Genomic DNA, 18,386 nt, shown 5'->3' on the forward strand with positions numbered 1-18,386 from the left:
TTAAATTTATTTTGATATTTATTACAGGTAGACAATGGTAAACCACATTCGTTTAAATATTTGATTTACAGTATTTTATAATTAAAAAATAATTAGCATTATCTTAGATAACCTAACAACCAAAAATCATGAGTATATTAAATTCGTCACTTAATGTCCCTTTTTCTAAAAAAAACACTGATGTCTACCTTAAGGTGGACAAATTGATTTACCTATTAGTTTTAGTTTTTGCGTTATGTGTTTCTAGTTTATATAGCCAAAATCAAAAACGTGTTGACAGTTTATTGCAAGTAGTTGAAACACAAACAGACACAACACAGATTATTACATATGCACAACTTTGGGTTGAATATTTATATGTTAATCCTTTAGCTTCGAAACCTTATTTAGATAGTACTATTATTCTGGCAAAAAGATTAAAGAACGACGACTTTATTGCCAGAACAACCAATTACTTAGGTGTTTATCATAATATGACATCTCAATACGAAAAGTCTGATTCTATTTATGATTTGGTTATAGATATGTACACAAAACTAGGTGATATGACACAAGTATCTTATGCACTTAATAATAAGGCCAACTCACTTAGGAGTTTGGGAAGGTATAATGAATGTTTAGAGGTACACATGAAAAGCTTAAAATTAAAGGAAGAAATTGGAGATACAGAAGAAAGTATTGCGGCAAGTTATTGGAACATTGGTAACATTCATGGAGATATTGAAAATTTTGAGATTTCAAATGATTATTACAACAAAGCGAAGATTATTTATCAGAAATTAAATCTACAAGATGATGTAGCTACCATTAATGTTAATCTAGCGCTTAACTTAAAAGGCCAAAAAGAATATGAAAAAGCTAAATCGTTACTATTTGAAGCTGTGCCATTTTATAAAGAAAAAAATTATAACAATGATTTAGCGGGTGCATATGATAATATTGGATGGATCTACGCACAACAAGATAGTCTAGATATCGCAGAAGATTATTATAACCAAGCATTAACAATTAGTAAACAATATGGCGAAACGTCACTTATTGGATTAAACTTAAGACATCTAGGTGAACTTTATAATCAAAAAGGTGAATATAGAAAAGCTTTAAATTATATGAAAGAAGCTATAAAAATAGCTGAAGAAACTGGAACACGTAAAAAGAAAATTGGTGATCTCTTAGAGATTTCCAAGGCTTATGCAGGTCTCAATCGCTTTAAAAAGGCTTATGAGTATCACACAGATTATCATAAACTACATGATGAAATTCTTGGAGAAGAAAATATAGAGCGCATGAATGAACTTGAAGTAAAATATCAATCCGAGAAAAAAGAAAAAGAACTCATTATAAAGGAAAACGAAATTAAACTATTAGAAGAACGTAAACAAAGAGCAGAAAACCAAAAACTATTTCTTATTATATCACTTATTGGTTTATTAGCACTAGCTTTTGCTATAGTCTATGCGCTTCGACAAAAAATGAAACGAAATAAAGTAGAACGCGAAAAATTAGATAACTCGCTTCAATTTAAAGAAAAAGAACTCACCACACATGCACTACATCTAGCTCATAAAAATGAAATTTTATTAGACTTAAAATCCCAATTAAAAGAACTTAAATCTAATAACAACCCAAATTCTAGAAGTTACCAAAAAGTCATAAATACTATAAATTTAGATATTAATAATGATAGTAATTGGGATCAGTTTAGAAACTATTTTGAAGAAGTTCACAAAGATTTTAATTCTAATGTAATGCGTACATATCCAGATGTAAGTAACAATGATCTACGTTTAATGTCGCTTTTAAAAATGAACTTATCTAGTAAAGAAATTGCTAACATCCTAAACATATCAATTGAGGGAGTTAAAAAAGCGCGTTACAGACTAAGAAAAAAGCTAAACTTAAATACAGAAGAATCCTTACAAGAATTAGTTATAGAGCTATAAAACAACAACTAAAATAACATAAGTCCACCTATTGTCCAATACAATTTTGTAATTGTCCACTGATTGTCCATAGCAATTATTTTATAAAGTGCACTCTTAATAATAAATTTGTTATGTCATTTAATATTATGACAAACCAGTTTTGTGGTGCCTTGCGCTGGATGAGTTTAGCGACATCCAGTTGCAAGTCGCTACGAAAACTAAAGTAATTATTTCTACTCGACTTTCCATAATTATTAAACTTGTACTATCTTTAGTAAAACAATTTTAAGTTATGGACACAGCACTTCAAACCATGATTAATAACATGCCTGAGAAAACAGGTAAATCTTTAGACGAATGGAAGAAAATTTTAAAATCAAAAGCCTTCGCTAAACATTCTGAAGGTGTTAAGTTCTTAAAAACAGAACATGGAGTCACTCATGGCTTTGCAAATACCATTGTAACCTTATCTAAAGAAGAAAACAACTCCGCTGATGATTTAGTTACAAATCAATATAAAGGCAAGGAAGCTCTATTTTCTATCTATGAAAAACTACTGCCAATTCTAAAAGGGTTTGGAAAAGATGTTACTATAACTCCAAAAAAGACCAGCGTTAGTGTTATTAGAAAAAGGCAGTTTGTATTGATAAAACCTGCTACCAAAACACGCATAGACCTTGGATTAAAGCTACCCAATAAACCAATTACAGACAGACTTGGTAATTCTGGCCCTTTTGGTACTATGTGCACACATCGTGTTCAGATTACTACAATTGACGATATTGATGAGGAATTAATAGGTTGGATGAATGAAGCTTACTCGAAAGCGTTATAAGTAATAATAATTTGAGAGTTTCTTATTTAACAACCTCACCATAAAGGTCAAAATCTTCAGCTTCAATCACTTTTATCGTAGCAAATTCACCAGTCTTTAAGTATGTTTTGGTGGCATCAATCAATACTTCGTTATCCACGTCTGGCGAATCGTATTCTGTTCTACCTACAAAGTAATTTCCTTCCTTTCTATCGATAACCACTTTAAACTCTTGCCCAATTTTAGCTTGGTTTAATTCCCAAGAAATTTGAGACTGAATTTCCATAATCTCATTAGCACGTTGCATCTTTACCTCTTCTGGCACATCGTCCTTTAAGTTATAGGCATGCGTATTCTCTTCGTGCGAATATGTAAAGCAACCCAAACGTTCAAAACGCATTTCTTTTACCCAATCTCTCAACGTTTCAAAATCTTCTTGTGTTTCACCAGGATAACCAACAATAAGCGTAGTTCTAATAATCATTTCAGGCACTTTTACTCTAAAGTCTTTAAGCAACTTTGTAGTTTTTTCCTTAGTTGTACCACGACGCATACTTTTTAAGATAGAATCCGAAATATGCTGTAATGGAATATCTAAATAGTTACACACCTTTGGTTCACGATTCATTACATCTAACACATCCATTGGGAAACCCGTTGGAAAAGCATAATGTAAACGAATCCACTCAATGCCTTCAACTTTTACTAAGTGTTCTAATAATTCAGCAAGGTTTCGTTTTTTATAAAGATCTAAACCATAATAAGTTAAATCTTGAGCGATTAATATCAATTCCTTAACTCCGTTAGCTGCTAATTTTTCAGCTTCAATTACAATCTCTTCTATTGGAGTACTTCTATGTTTCCCTCGCATTAAAGGAATGGCACAAAAACTACAAGGTCTGTCACAGCCTTCGGCAATTTTTAAATAGGCATAATTTTTTGGAGTTGTAGTCAAACGCTCACCAATCAATTCGTGTTTATAATCTGCGCCTAAAGCTTTTAATAATCCTGGTAATTCTGTTGTACCAAAATACTGATCTACATTTGGTATTTCCTTTTCTAAATCTGGCTTGTAGCGTTCACTCAAACAACCAGTTACAAAAACTTTATCCACTTCACCATCTTCCTTCTTTTGCATGTACTCCAAAATGGTATTCACACTTTCTTCTTTGGCATTATTAATAAAACCACAAGTGTTAATCACTACAACATTTCCTTCTTGCTCGTGCACAACATCTTTACCACTAGCCTTTAATTGTCCCATTAGAACTTCACTATCGTAAACATTTTTACTACAACCAAGTGTTATAACGTTGATTCTGTTTTTCTTAAGAGTTTTTGTACGCATGTTTTATAAATCAGTTTGCAAAGATACAACGTAATTTAAACCTTTTATATATTTACGAGTCTAAATGCAAAACCTAACTTATGAAACTTTTTAAGTATATCTTTATTTTTACGTGTTTATGCTCCGTATTATCCTGCTCTAGTGATAATGATTCTTCCGATGATGAAAATCCCCAAAATGAAGACATTTATTTTCCTCCAATAAATTCTGATACTTGGGAAACGAAGACCATTGCTGAGTTAAACTGGAATGAAAGTCAATTACAACCATTATTAGATTTTCTCGAAGAAAAAAACAGCAAAAGTTTTATGATAGTACATAATGGTAAAATAGTAGTTGAAGAATACTTCAATGGACACGTTAATACTACACCTTGGTATTGGGCAAGTGCAGGAAAGACATTAACCACTGCAGTGGTGGGCATTGCACAAGACGAAGGATTAATAGATATAAACAATAAAGTTTCGGATTATTTAGGTACAGGATGGACCAGTGCTACATTAGATAAAGAGAATCTTATTACATGTAAGAATTTATTATCTATGGATTCTGGATTGGATGATACTTTAGGAGATGATGTATCATCAGCAAATTTACAATATGTAGCCGATGCTGGCAGTCGTTGGGCTTACCATAATGTATATGTAAAATTACAAGATGTGGTGGCTACAGCAAGTAACAGCACTTGGGATGATTATTTTGAGCTAAAATTAAAAGACAAAATTGGTATGTCTGGAAGCTGGATCGATTTAGGTAGTTTAAGTGTTTACTGGAGCAATACGCGTAGCATGGCACGTTTTGGTTTATTAACTTATGCTAACGGCAATTGGGAAACTGAACAAATTATTCCAGAACCTTATTTAAATGATGCTACTAATACTTCACAATCCATCAACCAAGCTTATGGTTATTTATGGTGGTTAAATGGTAAATCTACGTATCACTTACCTCAAACACAATTTGAATTTTCTGGTGAATTAATACCTAATGCACCAACAGACATGTATGCTGCCTTAGGCAAAAATGATCAAAAGATTTACGTGGTTCCTAGTAAAAAACTGGTCATCATAAGAATGGGAGAATCGGCAGATGATGAAAATTTTGGACTTTCGGATTTTGATAATGAGCTTTGGGCTAAAATCAATGCATTGATTAACTAATCAAAATCACAAACTCCTTATATATAAGGTGTTATACACACAATCGCCCATCCTCATAAATTATGTCATTTATTAATTAATTTAAGGTCTATTTATTTGTAGGTAATCTACTATATTTGTGCCCCTTAAATTAAATTTATCAATGAAAAAACTAGTATTACTTTTTGCTATTTCTATTTTAGCATTTAGCTGTTCGAGTGGTGACGATTCAGACAGCTCTAATTGTTCTAAACCTACAAATTTAGATGTTCACAACTTAACCAATACCACTGCTACATTTAGCTGGAGCACTGATGTTGATTCTGCCTTATTTCAAGTTGAGTATGGTCCATTCGGTTTTACACAAGGCTCAGGGACGATTTTAACTGTACCAGAAACTTATGTTCATGTACAAGATCTTTTAGCGCAAACGCAATACGCGTTTTATGTAAGAGTTTTTTGTAATGAATCTGGTGAATATAGTAATTGGTCAACACCGTTTAATTTTGTTACATTAGATAACAATCCTTTTTGTGATGATCCCGGAAATCTTTACGCACAGCAGTATAATGATTCGGTTAGCCATAATCACATAGATTTATCATGGTCTGATGGAGATTTTGATGGTTCGCAAATTCAATACGGTATAGAAGGATTTACTTTAGGAAATGGATCTATTCTAACACTTGATCAAACAATATATCCTAGTAATGCTAGAATAAGTGGATTAAACGCAGATACATCTTACGACTTTTATGTACGTAACATTTGCGGTGATGCTGGCTATAGTTCATGGATAGGACCTCTAACTCATAGCACTTTAGAAGAACCTTTAAATCCTAGCTGTTTAGATCCTGTTAATTTTACGTTGGACCAAATTTATACGACTTCTGGAGGTGCTGATGTATTAGTATTTAGTTGGGAAGCTATGAATGGAGAAAGTACATGGCAATTAAACAAAACTGGTTACAACGATGCACCAGGCTCTGGTACTATAATTGACACAAGTTATAATCCTATACAACTTACAAATCACACCCATACTGGTGCTGTTTATCATTTTTATGTAAGGGCTTATTGCGGTACAGACGGTTATAGTGATTGGGTTGGCCCAATTACAGTTACAGGACCATAATCCATATAAAATCTTAATAAAAAAGCCTTTAGAAAATTCTAAAGGCTTTTTTATTAATTATAATCTTTAGGTGCAACTCTAGCTTTAGAAGCCTGCTCATAAACATAAGCCCATTCTAGTAATTGTTTTTCTTGAAGGCGCTTTGCAATAAACGTTAACCCTTTTGGTACTCCATCTACTGTATAACCCATTGGTACTGTAAGTGCAGGATATTCTGCAACTGCAGCAAAACCAGCATGATAATTATTTATGGATAAAAAGCCATCGAGATTATGTGCTTTCATCGGATTATCAAAGTATCGTTTTCCATTGCTACTTAACGTGTCTTTTATACGCTCTAAATATGTTGCATCCCCTAAATCATTGGCAATTCCATTAAATAATCTTTGCCCATAAGGCATGGTATTTAATGAATCCTTTAAGTTAAAGGCTATAACATCAGAGACAGTTCTCAATGTAATATCTTCATTTGCATAGCCTTCCATATAAGCTGGTAAATCTTTTTTCATATCCAGATTTAACAATCTAAGGAAGTTTGGCAGCCCTAACTTTTCTTCTTCTATTTCTACTATTTCTGCACCTTGTTGCTTTAAAACTTCTAAAGCAGTAATGTATAAAGTATCTTCCCATAAACGTTTTGGTGCTCCAAAGCGTTTACCTTTTAAATTTGCCGTTTTTAAATCCTTTGCATAAAAACCAGATTCCCACATAATCATAAACGATTTACTATCTGATTTATCTTCACCAAAAATAGCATCCAACACAATGGCATTGTCCATTACATTTCTTGTAATTGGTCCCGCTGTATCTAATGTTGAAGATATTGGTACAATTCCACTTCTACTTACTAATCCTATGGTTGGTTTTAATCCTACTGTAGAATTCTGACTGGCAGGCGATAAAATAGAACCAGACGTTTCACTACCAATAGTTGCAACTGCAAAGTTTGCTGAAGCCGCTACTCCACTTCCAGAACTTGAACCACCTGTATCAAAAATTCGTCTTCCATAAGGATTTAGAGTTTGTCCACCAACAGCAGAATAACCACTTGGGCAGTCTCCACAGAAAAAGTAAGCCCATTCACTTAAGTTGGCTTTTCCTAAAATTAATGCACCTTTAGATTTTAATTGCTTTACTATAAAAGCATCATCAGTAATATTTTCTTTTAAAGCTACAGCACCTGCAGTTGTTGCCATGTTAGACGCATTAATATTGTCTTTTAAAAGTATTGGCATTCCGAAAATAGGATGTATTTCGTCATAATCATCAACTTCATCAAGCATATATGCATCCTTAATTACATTAGGATTAATTGCAATAACAGAATTTAATGACAATGTGTTTTCACGATCAAACTTTCTAATACGATATAAGTAGAATTTGGTTAGCTCTTGATAATTGAATTTACCCTCTACAATATGATTTTGAAGTGTTTCAATATCTTGCTCTAAAATCAATGGTTTTAATCTATTATAATCGGCTTCTTTAAAATCTTCCATTTGAGGATTAATGGTTGCCCAAATTTCAGCTTTTGTCAAATTTTTAGAATCTAAAACTTTAAACTCTCTGAAATCTTTAGTAGAAATAGCATCTATATCTGAGGAATCACCTGAAGAAGATTGTTCAGTAGATTTAGAATTATCAACTGGTGTTTTAACATCTGATGATTTTGTGTTTTTGCAGGATAATATAAAACAGAAAACAAGAAGAAATAGAATATTGCGCATGGTTAGTATTTTTTATAAAAATACGAAAAGACCTGACAGGTTTCAATAGCCTAGCAAGTCTTATACTCAAAATTTTATAATATCCATTCTGAAAATACTTTCAGAATAGCTGATGCTTTCTTTATTACTTAAAAAATGAATCCACAAACTCGTACTTATTAAAGACTTGCAAGTCTTCAATACCTTCTCCTACTCCAATATATTTTACAGGAATTTGAAACTGGTCAGAAATTCCAATCACTACTCCGCCCTTTGCTGTACCATCTAATTTAGTAACGGCTAAGGACGTCACTTCAGTTGCAGCTGTAAACTGTTTAGCTTGTTCAAAAGCGTTTTGTCCTGTAGAGCCATCTAAAACCAATAATACATCATGTGGTGCATCACCAACTACTTTTTGCATCACTCGCTTTACTTTGGTGAGCTCATTCATTAAGTTGACTTTATTATGCAAACGACCAGCAGTATCAATAATTATAACGTCTGCATCTTGGTTAACACCAGATTGCAAAGCATCAAAGGCTACGGAAGCAGGATCTGATCCCATCTCTTGTCGTATCATAGGTACATCTACTCGGTCTGCCCAAACTTGTAATTGGTCTATGGCTGCTGCTCTAAACGTATCGGCTGCACCAAGTACTACTTTTAAACCTTGTTTTTTAAACTGATACGCCAATTTACCAATAGTAGTCGTTTTACCTACACCGTTAACTCCCACAACCATTAATACGTAAGGTGTTTTTTTACCATTTTCTTGAGCTGGTAATTCTGGAATCGTATAATCAGTCTCTTCACCAGAATTTGTTTCAGACAGTAAACCTGCTATTTCTTCTCTCAGAATTTTATTTAGCTCCGACGTTCCTAAATATTTATCTTTTGCTACACGTTCTTCGATGCGTTCAATAACTTTAAGAGTGGTATTTACACCAACATCACTGGTAACAAGGATTTCTTCAAGATTATCTAAAACATCGTCATCGACTTTAGATTTTCCGGCTACAGCCTTATTTAATTTATTGAAAAAAGAAGATTTAGATTTCTCTAAACCTTTATCTAGGGTTTCTTTCTTTTCGGAAGAGAATATTTTTTTAAAAAAACTCATGTAATTTGTATTTGCTTAGCTAATAGCAACAACCTTGCCCTTAATATTTTACTGCTAAGTTGTCAGATTTGCTCAAATATAGCCATAAAAAAACTGCTTTCAAATGAAAGCAGTTTTGTAAATCTACATTTATATGTAGTTTATTTTTTGTTTAAAAAGTCATTAACAAATTCTGGTGCCATAACTGATTCTACGAACATGTAAGCTCCAGTTTTTGGTGATTTCACCATTTTTATCGCTTTTGTCAAACGCTTTGATCCTGTCTGTAAAGATGCTACTGATTTCTTTGCCATGTTTTCTTATTTTATCTCTTTATGAACTGTCATACGCTTAAGGATAGGATTAAATTTCTTAATCTCCATACGGTCTGGCGTATTCTTTTTATTCTTCGTTGTAATATATCTTGAAGTTCCTGGTTGACCAGAAGCTTTGTGCTCTGTGCACTCTAAGATAACTTGTATTCTATTTCCTTTTTTTGCCATTGTAAATTGACTTAAGCGCTACGCTATTATTTGTAAAATCCTTTTGCTTTAGCTTCTTTTAATGCTGCAGAGATACCAATTTTATTGATAGTCTTTAATGCAGATGTAGAAACTTTTAATGTTACCCACTTATCTTCTTCAGGAATGAAAAAACGCTTCTTCACTAAATTAGCGTTAAACTTGCGTTTTGTTTTATTCATAGCGTGAGAAACATTGTTTCCAACCATCGCTTTTTTCCCAGTAAGTTCACAAACTCTTGACATTGTATTCTTTCTTTAGGTCTATTAATTTTTTCTGTTTATTCTAATTCCAGAAATGGATATTTTTAAACAGGGTGCAAATTTAGTAAAACTTTGAGGTTTAGCAAAAATATATTTCTACTTTTTTAAAATTTCTTTTTGAAGCATTTCAAAGGCTTTATTTGTAGCTCTTCCAATTACTTTTTCTCGATGGTTTCCAAAGTTAAAAACTTCTGAATAAACCTTGTCTTTTGTGGCTATAGCAATCCAAACAGTGCCTACATCTGCATCTGAGTCTCCTTTTGATGGACCTGCATTACCTGTGGTACTTATTGCAAAATCACTATTAAATAAAACTCTAACATTTTGTGCCATTGCTTCCGCTACTTCTCTACTAACCACAGAATGAGATTCTATATCTTGTGCTTTTACATCTAAAATATTTGTTTTAGATTCTGTAGCATAACTAACAATACTCCCCTTAAAGTATTTAGATGCTCCTGCATTTGCAGTAAATGCTTGTGCAATTCGTCCTCCTGTACAACTTTCGGCAATTGCTAAAGTTTTTCCCATCTCTGTTAATTGCAGACCAATAACTGCTTCTATAGATTTATCTTCTTCAAAACCAACAAAAACATCTTTTATTAATGGGAGTACTAAATGAATTTGTTTCTCCATTTCTAGCTCAACCATATTTTTATCCATTGCTTTTGCGGATAACCTCAATCGAACACGACCTAAACTCGGTAAATAGGCCAGTTTTATAAAACTTGGTAAAGCATCTTCCCAAGACTCTATACGCTCTGCTAAAGAACTTTCACCCAAACCATAGGTTAATATAGTTTTATGTAATATGTATGGAAACTTAAATTTATTTCTTAATTGCGGAATAACTTGATCTGAAATTAAAGCCTTCATCTCATACGGCACACCAGGCAATGACACAAACACCTTTTCACCTTTTTCTATCCACATACCAGGTGCAGTCCCATAATGATTCATAAGAACTTTTGCCTTTGATGGCACTAGTGCTTGTTGCTTATTAACATCTAATAACGGAATGGTGTATTTAGAAAATATCTGTTCAACATTAGCCAAAACGTCTTTATCTTCTATTAATGAATCACCAAAATATTCACATAGTGTATGTTTGGTAATATCATCTTTTGTAGGGCCTAACCCACCAGTAATTATAACGATATCAGCATTTTCTTCAGCCTCTTTTAAAGCCTTAAGAATATGTTCTTTATCATCTTGTATTGATGTAATCTGATAGACAGAAACACCAATTTTATTAAGTTCTTTTCCTAAAAATGCAGAATTAGTATCTACAATCTGGCCTATGAGAATCTCATCGCCAATAGTAATTATTTCTGCTAACATTTACAGTCCGAAGTCGGCTTTAATCTCGTTAGTCGCATTTTCTACAGCAGTAAGAACGGTTTGCAATTGAGATTGCACATTCTTATCTGACTGCTCAAATTTTCCCCAATCTTGTACTTCGATAAGGGTGTCTAAAATACCCAACTCAAATAAGTCTATTGTTGGTTTCATTTTGTGCGCGGCCTGATAGGTCTCTTTATAGTCATTAGCTGGGACAGCTGTTCTTAATCGTTCGGCGTCTTCTGGCACCTCTTCAATAAAAGCTGCTGCTAGTGCTGCAACGAAGTCTTCATCGTTATCAGCCATTTCTCTTACGCGATCTAATTTATAATATTGTGGCATTTATTTAATTTTTATTGAAAACAATTCTTCGTTTTCTATATATCCTGTTAATTGATCTTCTGCAAAAACCTTACCAACTCCTGCTGGTGTTCCTGTAAAGATAATATCTCCAATTTTTAAAGTAAAATATTTTGAGACATATTCTATAAGTTCGTCAATTTTCCAAAGCATTAATTCGGTGTTTCCTGTCTGTACGACTTCGTCATTTTTCTTTAAACTAAAGCTAATATTGTTTACATCATTAAATTGAGTCTTTGGCAACCACTTCCCTATTACGGCAGCACCATCAAAGGCTTTAGCCTTTTCCCATGGCAAGCCTTTTCCTTTTAATTGGGCTTGTAAATCGCGAGCTGTGAAGTCTATTCCTAACCCTATTTCGTCGTAATATTTATGTGCAAATTTTTTAGCGATATGTTTCCCAACTTTTTTAATTTTCACCAAAACTTCGACTTCATGATGTACATCATCCGAAAAATCTGGAATAAAAAACGGTTGCTTATTCAATAAAATAGACGTATCCGGTTTTAAAAACACTACAGGATCTGTTGGTTTTTCGTTTTCAAGTTCTTTAATGTGGTCTGTGTAATTTCGACCTATGCAGATTAATTTCATTCTTTAGCTGTTAGGTATTAGCTTTTGGCTTTTAGCCTATTAATGTGTAAAATGACTCAATAAAATTTCTATAGTTACACTTGAGTATATCAAAACTACTGGCAAATTAATTAAAAGGAATAGAATCGATTTAAAAATATTTAATCTATCAGCCTTTTGACCTAAATGTGTTATAAATATTAATAAAATGATAATTAATAATATAGCATTGATAAGCACTGTAATAATAGTGCAAGTATAACCAATAATTAAAATTAACTCATTTCGTGTGATTAGGAATAAGGCAAAGAAAATTGATAAAATAATAAAAGACCATAGTGCCACAGATTTTGACAGACCTATGTAAGCCGAATAATCTGATATGTAGTTTTTTAAATTGGTCAATTAAATTGTTTATCAAAATTTATTATTAAACTGTCGCAATTTAATAGCAGTTAACACCTTCTTGGTATATAACGGAAAGTCCGCATTAAGCAACCAACCAAAATAACCTGGTTCTTGTTCCATAACATCGACTACACTTTTGTTTTTGTGCTTTCCGAAAGAGAAACACTCTTCCCCTTTTTTATTATAGATTAAAAAACCTGCAAAATCGGCAAACTTTTTTCTTGAGCTGAATTCTGCCAAGAATTTAGTGTCATTTTCTAACTCCTCGTATTTTTCTAATTGAGCTTTAAGGACTTCGTAAGTTGCTTTTGTATCTGCTTCTGCACTATGCGCATCACTTAGGTCTTTATCGCAGTAAAATTTATAAGCTGCAACTAATGTGCGTTGTTCCATTTTATGAAAAATGGTCTGCACATCTACAGATTGTCTTCCTTTCATATCAAAATCTATCTCTGCTCTTAGCATTTCTTCTGCTAATAACGGAATATCGAAACGGTTAGAGTTAAAACCACCTAAGTCCGAATCCTTTATCATATTATAAATCTCTTTAGACAAGGCTTTAAAAGTGGGTTTATCAGCGACATCTGCATCAGAAATTCCATGTATGGCTGTCACTTCTGCCGGAATTGGCATTTCTGGGTTAACAATCCATGTTTTGCTTTCTTCCTTTCCATCTGGATAGACTTTTAGGATAGAAATTTCTACAATTCTGTCTTTAGAAATATTTACACCTGTAGTTTCTAAATCGAAAAAACAGATAGGCTTTGTTAGGTTGAGTTGCATTAATTTTTTGAATTTAAACAAAGGTAATTAGAAATCTTCTAATTGTGCGATTAAGAATAGGAAACTGAAACATAACCAATATTAATTCGTCAATTAATTATAAAATAAAATGCAATAGAAAATAAAAGTTACGTCTTTATAAATGAGAGCTGTAAAAAAGCGCTTTAAATGAACCAATCAGAAAACAGTAAAAAGCTTAATACATTTTTTAAGGAAGAGTATTCTTCTCTTAAATATTATGTAAAATCTAATCTTAAGTCTAGTGTCGATAAAGATCCTGAAGACATAATACAAGATGTAGCATTAAAGCTATTTACTAGTGCAGATCGCTACTCACCAATTAACAACGTAGCTGGTTTTGTATATAGAGCCATTAAAAACAGACTTATTGATGTAATGCGCGCTTCAAAAAGAAATAAAGTGGATTATGAGGCGCAAAATGAAGCTAAGTTCTCTGAGTTTGCTCACATGATTTACGAAGGATCATGTGATTTATACTCAGAACAACTAAAGCAAGAGTTAAAAACAGCAATTATTAATCTTAAGCCTCATTATAAAGCTATAATAATTGCTATAGACTTTGAGGGTTACACTTACAAAGAGGTTGAACAAGAAACAGGTATTCCTATAGGAACCTTAATGTCTAGAAGACACAGAGCCATTTCACTTTTGTACAAAAATTTAAAATCGAAACAAGAAACAAACAATTAAATAAAAAGAATATGTCAAATTACTTTAAACACAAAATGAGAGGTAAATCTCCAGGAGAAATAATTGCAATGATACTATTTGGAGGTTTATTTATAGTAGGACTAGCAACATTATTTGGTTTTGTTGTTATGTGGTTATGGAATTGGTTAATGCCTATGATATTTGGCTTAACTACACTTACATTTTGGGAAGCTGTCGGAGTTTTTATTCTATTTAAAATTCTCTTAGGTGGTTGTGGAGGCTTTGGTGGTAAAGACAAAAAATCGTCTAAATCGCACAAATGTAATACGGATTCTAAAGGAGAGTTCTCTAAATGGAAGCATTACGACAACTTCTGGAAAGAAGAAGGAAACAAAGCCTATGAAAACTACGTAGATCGTCTAACCTCTAACCAAGAACAACATGATTAGTCCATTTTATAGAAATCTTAAAAACGCTATAAGAATTCACATCTTTAAAACAAATATTGAAACCAAACTAGATGTAGATATGTTACAACTACTTTTTAGTTCTAATAGAAGCATTATTAATTGGTCTGTAGATTTAGAAGATATTGATAACGTATTGAGAATTGAAGCGAGTAAAAACCTAAGTGAGAACGAAATTATAACTCAACTCAACCTTATTGGATTTTCTTGTGAAGAATTGGATTGATCTATTCTAGCGTATTTTAGCTATAAAAAATTGAATCTTTTAAAGTCAATTTGCTGATTTGACAATCTAGAAATTTTCAGTTAACTTGTCCTGAGCTTTACTAAGGAAAACAATTTTATCATTGGTTTATTAACGATAATTAGAGGATGAATACCACAGAAATCATAGGTCGTACTATTATAGACATTTTCGTTTGGTCAAAAATGGATGTTGATGGACTTGACGAGGCTGAAGTATCTATTCAGTTAGATAATGGCAAACTAATTGGAATTCCCTGGAGCTTTGAATCAGAAAAAATTGAAAAAGAACTAAAACCTGATTCAGAAAGTTTGTTTTTAGACCTTAGCGATATTCCTGTACACAGTATCAATCCTGAAAGAAAAACAATTCAAGAAGTTTTAGACGCTAAAAAGAAAAGAGAATCTTCATTAATTGGCAGATTAAAGAAGGCTGTTGGACTTGGTGAAGGAATTCCAAGAGAGTACAAAGTGTATAAAACTGAATACAGAGAAAACAAGTTGAAGTATTTAAAGAATCAAAAAATTAAAGACTTTTTAATGTTTGACGATTCTGATTCTGTGGGATATATAGAACTTGAAAATGGATACATAATAACCGAAACAATAATGTCTCCACAGGGAACTGGAGCTGCAGGATTAAAATATTATTCTAACTTAGAAAGTTTCGAAGAAAGTTGGGGTACAGAATATAAAAGATTAAAAAATAAAAACCAATAACAAAATGTTTATAGATAGTTCCCTTAGGGACAAAACGACACTATATACATATACCTTAAACAAAACCAAAAATGCAAAAAATCTATTCCGTAGAAGAATATATAGAACTCAACCAAAAATGGTCTAAGGAGTTAACACGTCTACGCAATATAATTTTAAAAACTGAGCTTACAGAGACCGTAAAATGGAGCATGCCTACCTATTGTCTTAATGGTAAGAATGTATTAGGTATTGGTGCTTTTAAAAATCATTTTTGTTTATGGTTTCATAATGGAGTGTTTTTAAAAGACACACAAGGCTTACTTGTTAATGCACAAGAGAATAAAACCAAAGCTATGCGCCAAATGCGTTTTAATAGTATAGAAGACATTAAAGATACTGTTGTACTCTCCTATGTAAAAGAAGCCATTGAAAATCAACGCGCTGGTAAAGAAATTAAACCAAAAAGAGCTTCGAAAACAGTTGTTATTCCCGATGAGTTAACAGCTATATTAAAATCAAATTCAGAATTAAACTCAGCTTTTAATGCCTTAACTCCTGGCAAGCAACGTGAATATTGCGAGTACATAGAAACTGCAAAACGCGAAGCGACTAAACAATCTCGACTAGAAAAAATTACACCTATGATTATAGCTGGTGTTGGGCTTCATGATAAGTATAAGAATTGTTGATATTTCAACTACTATCTGTAATCTAACATTTTGTCATTCCTGCGTCCACGTGTCGCTGTAGCTTTAGCGGAGGCGCAAGGCAGGAATCTAGTACTCTTTTCTGGTTATTAAAATGGATTACTGCTTTCGCAGGAATGACAATTAAAAATGGTATAAATAAAAAAAAGACCGTTCAAAGTAATGAACAGTCTTTTTATATTTTTTTAAACACTCAATCTATTTTACAACAGCTGGTGCATTTAGTTTTCTACTCATTTCCATAGAAATCGCAGAACGGTCAAATTTAATTTTACCAGCCATAGTTTCTATAACACAGCTGTTATCTTTATCGTTTAATTCTGCAATTTTTCCGTGCATACCACTTTTGGTAATCACACGATCGCCACGCTTTAACTCAGCAGCAAACTTCTTTTCTTGTTTAGCTCGTTTCATTTGTGGTGCAATCATAAAGAAATACATCACAGCAAAAATGGCAATAAATGGTAAAAAAGATCCTAATCCTTCCATTAAATAGTTTTAATTAGTTGTGGTTATGACCTTCGTGACCTGGTTGAGTCGATGTCTTTGTTGTTGGTGTCGCTAAAGGATTAATTGTAGCAGTTCCTGGCTTTTGTGCCGAAGCAGGTGCATTAGGATCCTTTTGAACGAAAGAAGTAATCTTTACAATTTCAGAACCTTTTTCAGTGTTTGTTGTCATTGTAATTGATTTAGAAACTTTTCCATTTCCTTTACCATTAAACTTAACATTAAACTCACCTGTTTGTCCTGGTGCAACTTCTTTTGTCCAGTTAGATGGTACAGTACATCCACATGTACTTTTAATATTACTTACAACTAACATAGAATTACCTGTATTAGTGTATTTAAATGTAGTTTCTACAGGTGTTCCATCTGCTATAGTACCAAAATCGTGCTCAGTTTTATCAAAAGAAATAACTGGAAAATCACCAGCATTTGCATCTCTATCTGCAGCTATAGCAACATTTTCTGATTTAACTTTACTTGCAGCATCTTCCTTACATGAAGTAAAAGCTACCATACATAATGCGCTAAGTCCTAAAATTACTTTTTTCATTAGTTTATTTTTTTAATTAATTTTTACTAAAATCTTTCAGGCGCCAAAGGTAGTAATATTTTCCACCAATTAAAATTTTTCACTAATTCTTAACACGTTTTTGTAAGAAAAAACTACTTTTTAATCGTTTATCAGTTATTTTTAAGGGGCAAAATGTATGTTTTTCACCTAATTAACCGTATAACAACGTAAAACTACATTAATCCTCTTCCTGTTTTTGGGTGGATACCTTTAGACTGATATTCTTTTACTACTTTATCTAAAATTCCGTTAATAAACAAACTACTTTTTGGTGTAGAATACGCTTTGGCAATTTCTAGATATTCATTTATAGTTACTTTGTAAGGTATAGACGAAAACTTCTGAAATTCGCATAGTGCCATTTTTAACAACACACCATCTAAGCTCGCTAAACGTTCGCTATCCCAATTGGTAGTTTTAGCTGATATTTCTTCTGCAAATTTAGAACCATTAAGCAATGTCTTTCTAAATAAATCTTGAGCAAACTCTAAATCATCTTCATCTTTATATAACTCTGGCAATAAAGCAGTTTCTGGAGATGTTAATTTTAATTTACGTAACACCTTTAGAAGTGTCGTATTTACAACCGGAAAATCGTCGACCCAAGTTAATCGCTTATCTTCAAAATAATCGTATAACTTATCATTTGGTGCTATAATGTCCGTGTATATGTCTAAAATAAAACTCTTATCGTTTTTAAAAGAAGTCTCTGCATCATTAATATAATTAGCATATAACTCACTTTTTAAAATCTCTTTGAACAGAATATCTACATATTCAAAATCTAAATCCCAATAATTGAGCTTACGTTTTGCTATACGCTCTTGTACCATTGTATTACTACTAATAAGATGTAAAATCTCATTATTTTGAAACTTAGTATTAGGATTTTTATCAGAATCTGTTCCTAAGAGTTTTTTCTGCAATTTTTCGTTATGATCTTTACTCTTTTTATGAAGCTCTATGAGTAAAGCTAAAATAGATAAGTACAAATCGTACATACTGTCTAAACTGTGATTTAAAAACTTTTCGTCTTTTTTAAGATCATCACTTTCTGTACCTTTAAAAGCATACAAAGATTGCATAACTTTTATTCTGATGT

At 32.4% G+C, this 18,386-nt stretch carries 22 protein-coding genes; 9 read left to right on the top strand and 13 right to left on the bottom strand.

The window, feature by feature from the left end:
* The first annotated feature begins 128 nt into the window (after positions 1-128).
* Positions 129-1,943: a tetratricopeptide repeat protein gene (locus tag H8K90_RS10345; RefSeq protein ID WP_186845887.1), complete on the top strand. Its 1,815-nt coding sequence runs from the start codon at positions 129-131 to the stop codon at positions 1,941-1,943.
* 274 nt (positions 1,944-2,217) lie between these two features.
* Positions 2,218-2,760, top strand: a complete 543-nt coding sequence (locus H8K90_RS10350) for a DUF4287 domain-containing protein (RefSeq protein ID WP_186845888.1) — start codon at positions 2,218-2,220, stop codon at positions 2,758-2,760.
* Between the two features lie 22 nt (positions 2,761-2,782).
* On the opposite strand, the gene rimO is transcribed toward H8K90_RS10350, so the two are convergent.
* A complete protein-coding gene (gene rimO / locus H8K90_RS10355) occupies positions 2,783-4,087 on the bottom strand; it encodes a 30S ribosomal protein S12 methylthiotransferase RimO (protein ID WP_186845889.1) in 1,305 nt (434 codons plus the stop codon).
* Positions 4,088-4,167: 80 nt separating this feature from the next.
* Between rimO and H8K90_RS10360 the strand changes: the two genes are divergently transcribed.
* Together H8K90_RS10360 and H8K90_RS10365 are read left to right on the top strand one after the other, a co-directional pair.
* Complete coding sequence (locus tag H8K90_RS10360; RefSeq protein ID WP_186845890.1) at positions 4,168-5,247, top strand: serine hydrolase domain-containing protein; 1,080 nt, start codon at positions 4,168-4,170, stop codon at positions 5,245-5,247.
* 142 nt (positions 5,248-5,389) lie between these two features.
* Positions 5,390-6,361, top strand: coding sequence for a fibronectin type III domain-containing protein (locus tag H8K90_RS10365; protein WP_186845891.1), 972 nt, complete (start codon positions 5,390-5,392; stop codon positions 6,359-6,361).
* A gap of 53 nt (positions 6,362-6,414) precedes the next feature.
* Here the strand turns inward: H8K90_RS10365 and H8K90_RS10370 are convergent, their stop codons facing one another.
* The 9 genes from H8K90_RS10370 to H8K90_RS10410 all read right to left on the bottom strand — a co-directional run bounded on the left by H8K90_RS10370 (position 6,415) and on the right by H8K90_RS10410 (position 13,415).
* Positions 6,415-8,088, bottom strand: a complete 1,674-nt coding sequence (locus H8K90_RS10370) for an amidase family protein (RefSeq protein WP_186845892.1) — start codon at positions 8,086-8,088, stop codon at positions 6,415-6,417.
* Between the two features lie 124 nt (positions 8,089-8,212).
* Positions 8,213-9,187, bottom strand: a complete 975-nt coding sequence (gene ftsY / locus H8K90_RS10375) for a signal recognition particle-docking protein FtsY (RefSeq protein ID WP_186845893.1) — start codon at positions 9,185-9,187, stop codon at positions 8,213-8,215.
* 140 nt (positions 9,188-9,327) lie between these two features.
* On the bottom strand, positions 9,328-9,480 hold the full coding sequence (locus H8K90_RS10380) for a DUF4295 domain-containing protein (RefSeq protein WP_008271041.1): 153 nt from the start codon (positions 9,478-9,480) through the stop codon (positions 9,328-9,330).
* A 6-nt stretch (positions 9,481-9,486) separates the two neighbouring features.
* The gene (rpmG, locus tag H8K90_RS10385) at positions 9,487-9,669 is read right to left on the bottom strand and encodes a 50S ribosomal protein L33 (RefSeq protein ID WP_008271040.1); all 183 of its coding nucleotides are present in this window, start codon (positions 9,667-9,669) and stop codon (positions 9,487-9,489) included.
* 26 nt (positions 9,670-9,695) lie between these two features.
* The gene (gene rpmB / locus H8K90_RS10390; RefSeq protein ID WP_186845894.1) at positions 9,696-9,932 is read right to left on the bottom strand and encodes a 50S ribosomal protein L28; all 237 of its coding nucleotides are present in this window, start codon (positions 9,930-9,932) and stop codon (positions 9,696-9,698) included.
* Positions 9,933-10,046: 114 nt separating this feature from the next.
* Positions 10,047-11,291 carry a competence/damage-inducible protein A gene (locus tag H8K90_RS10395; protein WP_186845895.1) on the bottom strand — a complete coding sequence of 415 codons (1,245 nt, stop codon included), beginning with the start codon at positions 11,289-11,291 and terminating at the stop codon, positions 10,047-10,049.
* A complete protein-coding gene (locus H8K90_RS10400) occupies positions 11,292-11,633 on the bottom strand; it encodes an Hpt domain-containing protein (RefSeq protein ID WP_186845896.1) in 342 nt (113 codons plus the stop codon). It lies immediately after the preceding gene.
* Entirely contained in the window at positions 11,634-12,245 is a 612-nt protein-coding gene (locus H8K90_RS10405; protein ID WP_186845897.1) for a fumarylacetoacetate hydrolase family protein, read from the bottom strand.
* 396 nt (positions 12,246-12,641) lie between these two features.
* On the bottom strand, positions 12,642-13,415 hold the full coding sequence (locus tag H8K90_RS10410; RefSeq protein WP_186845898.1) for a 3'-5' exonuclease: 774 nt from the start codon (positions 13,413-13,415) through the stop codon (positions 12,642-12,644).
* Positions 13,416-13,583: 168 nt separating this feature from the next.
* Here H8K90_RS10410 and H8K90_RS10415 point away from each other — a divergent pair, with 168 nt between their 5' ends.
* The 5 genes from H8K90_RS10415 to H8K90_RS10435 all read left to right on the top strand — a co-directional run bounded on the left by H8K90_RS10415 (position 13,584) and on the right by H8K90_RS10435 (position 16,188).
* Positions 13,584-14,126 (top strand): RNA polymerase sigma factor, encoded by a 543-nt coding sequence (locus tag H8K90_RS10415; RefSeq protein WP_186845899.1) that lies wholly within the window; start codon positions 13,584-13,586, stop codon positions 14,124-14,126.
* Positions 14,127-14,137: 11 nt separating this feature from the next.
* A complete protein-coding gene (locus H8K90_RS10420; RefSeq protein WP_186845900.1) occupies positions 14,138-14,536 on the top strand; it encodes an ABC transporter permease family protein in 399 nt (132 codons plus the stop codon).
* On the top strand, positions 14,529-14,780 hold the full coding sequence (locus H8K90_RS10425) for a hypothetical protein (RefSeq protein WP_186845901.1): 252 nt from the start codon (positions 14,529-14,531) through the stop codon (positions 14,778-14,780). The genes H8K90_RS10420 and H8K90_RS10425 overlap by 8 nt, the downstream gene beginning before the upstream one ends.
* Positions 14,781-14,926: 146 nt before the next feature.
* Positions 14,927-15,517, top strand: a complete 591-nt coding sequence (locus tag H8K90_RS10430; protein ID WP_186845902.1) for a hypothetical protein — start codon at positions 14,927-14,929, stop codon at positions 15,515-15,517.
* Between the two features lie 71 nt (positions 15,518-15,588).
* A complete protein-coding gene (locus tag H8K90_RS10435; RefSeq protein ID WP_186845903.1) occupies positions 15,589-16,188 on the top strand; it encodes a YdeI/OmpD-associated family protein in 600 nt (199 codons plus the stop codon).
* Positions 16,189-16,404: 216 nt separating this feature from the next.
* Here the strand turns inward: H8K90_RS10435 and yajC are convergent, their stop codons facing one another.
* The 3 genes from yajC to nusB form a co-directional block, all read right to left on the bottom strand.
* Positions 16,405-16,695 carry a preprotein translocase subunit YajC gene (gene yajC, locus H8K90_RS10440; RefSeq protein WP_186845904.1) on the bottom strand — a complete coding sequence of 97 codons (291 nt, stop codon included), beginning with the start codon at positions 16,693-16,695 and terminating at the stop codon, positions 16,405-16,407.
* 13 nt (positions 16,696-16,708) lie between these two features.
* Positions 16,709-17,263 carry a DUF1573 domain-containing protein gene (locus H8K90_RS10445; protein ID WP_186845905.1) on the bottom strand — a complete coding sequence of 185 codons (555 nt, stop codon included), beginning with the start codon at positions 17,261-17,263 and terminating at the stop codon, positions 16,709-16,711.
* Between the two features lie 194 nt (positions 17,264-17,457).
* A complete protein-coding gene (gene nusB, locus H8K90_RS10450; RefSeq protein ID WP_186845906.1) occupies positions 17,458-18,369 on the bottom strand; it encodes a transcription antitermination factor NusB in 912 nt (303 codons plus the stop codon).
* Between the last annotated feature and the right edge of the window lie 17 nt (positions 18,370-18,386).

The organism is Winogradskyella echinorum (assembly GCF_014297365.1).
In the GTDB taxonomy this organism is placed as follows: Bacteria; Bacteroidota; Bacteroidia; order Flavobacteriales; family Flavobacteriaceae; genus Winogradskyella; species Winogradskyella echinorum.

What these genes read in the sequence shown, in the direction of transcription:
- H8K90_RS10350 (WP_186845888.1), top strand. Translation starts at nt 2,218, where the DNA reads ATGGACACAGCACTTCAAACCATGATTAATAACATGCCTGAGAAAACA.
- H8K90_RS10435 (WP_186845903.1), top strand. Translation starts at nt 15,589, where the DNA reads ATGCAAAAAATCTATTCCGTAGAAGAATATATAGAACTCAACCAAAAA.
- H8K90_RS10345 (WP_186845887.1), top strand. Translation starts at nt 129, where the DNA reads ATGAGTATATTAAATTCGTCACTTAATGTCCCTTTTTCTAAAAAAAAC.
- H8K90_RS10400 (WP_186845896.1), bottom strand. Translation starts at nt 11,633, where the DNA reads ATGCCACAATATTATAAATTAGATCGCGTAAGAGAAATGGCTGATAAC.
- H8K90_RS10410 (WP_186845898.1), bottom strand. Translation starts at nt 13,415, where the DNA reads ATGCAACTCAACCTAACAAAGCCTATCTGTTTTTTCGATTTAGAAACT.
- H8K90_RS10360 (WP_186845890.1), top strand. Translation starts at nt 4,168, where the DNA reads ATGAAACTTTTTAAGTATATCTTTATTTTTACGTGTTTATGCTCCGTA.
- H8K90_RS10425 (WP_186845901.1), top strand. Translation starts at nt 14,529, where the DNA reads ATGATTAGTCCATTTTATAGAAATCTTAAAAACGCTATAAGAATTCAC.
- H8K90_RS10380 (WP_008271041.1), bottom strand. Translation starts at nt 9,480, where the DNA reads ATGGCAAAGAAATCAGTAGCATCTTTACAGACAGGATCAAAGCGTTTG.
- ftsY (WP_186845893.1), bottom strand. Translation starts at nt 9,187, where the DNA reads ATGAGTTTTTTTAAAAAAATATTCTCTTCCGAAAAGAAAGAAACCCTA.
- H8K90_RS10415 (WP_186845899.1), top strand. Translation starts at nt 13,584, where the DNA reads ATGAACCAATCAGAAAACAGTAAAAAGCTTAATACATTTTTTAAGGAA.
- H8K90_RS10430 (WP_186845902.1), top strand. Translation starts at nt 14,927, where the DNA reads ATGAATACCACAGAAATCATAGGTCGTACTATTATAGACATTTTCGTT.
- rimO (WP_186845889.1), bottom strand. Translation starts at nt 4,087, where the DNA reads ATGCGTACAAAAACTCTTAAGAAAAACAGAATCAACGTTATAACACTT.
- H8K90_RS10420 (WP_186845900.1), top strand. Translation starts at nt 14,138, where the DNA reads ATGTCAAATTACTTTAAACACAAAATGAGAGGTAAATCTCCAGGAGAA.
- yajC (WP_186845904.1), bottom strand. Translation starts at nt 16,695, where the DNA reads ATGGAAGGATTAGGATCTTTTTTACCATTTATTGCCATTTTTGCTGTG.
- H8K90_RS10445 (WP_186845905.1), bottom strand. Translation starts at nt 17,263, where the DNA reads ATGAAAAAAGTAATTTTAGGACTTAGCGCATTATGTATGGTAGCTTTT.
- rpmG (WP_008271040.1), bottom strand. Translation starts at nt 9,669, where the DNA reads ATGGCAAAAAAAGGAAATAGAATACAAGTTATCTTAGAGTGCACAGAG.
- H8K90_RS10370 (WP_186845892.1), bottom strand. Translation starts at nt 8,088, where the DNA reads ATGCGCAATATTCTATTTCTTCTTGTTTTCTGTTTTATATTATCCTGC.
- H8K90_RS10395 (WP_186845895.1), bottom strand. Translation starts at nt 11,291, where the DNA reads ATGTTAGCAGAAATAATTACTATTGGCGATGAGATTCTCATAGGCCAG.
- nusB (WP_186845906.1), bottom strand. Translation starts at nt 18,369, where the DNA reads ATGCAATCTTTGTATGCTTTTAAAGGTACAGAAAGTGATGATCTTAAA.
- H8K90_RS10405 (WP_186845897.1), bottom strand. Translation starts at nt 12,245, where the DNA reads ATGAAATTAATCTGCATAGGTCGAAATTACACAGACCACATTAAAGAA.
- H8K90_RS10365 (WP_186845891.1), top strand. Translation starts at nt 5,390, where the DNA reads ATGAAAAAACTAGTATTACTTTTTGCTATTTCTATTTTAGCATTTAGC.
- rpmB (WP_186845894.1), bottom strand. Translation starts at nt 9,932, where the DNA reads ATGTCAAGAGTTTGTGAACTTACTGGGAAAAAAGCGATGGTTGGAAAC.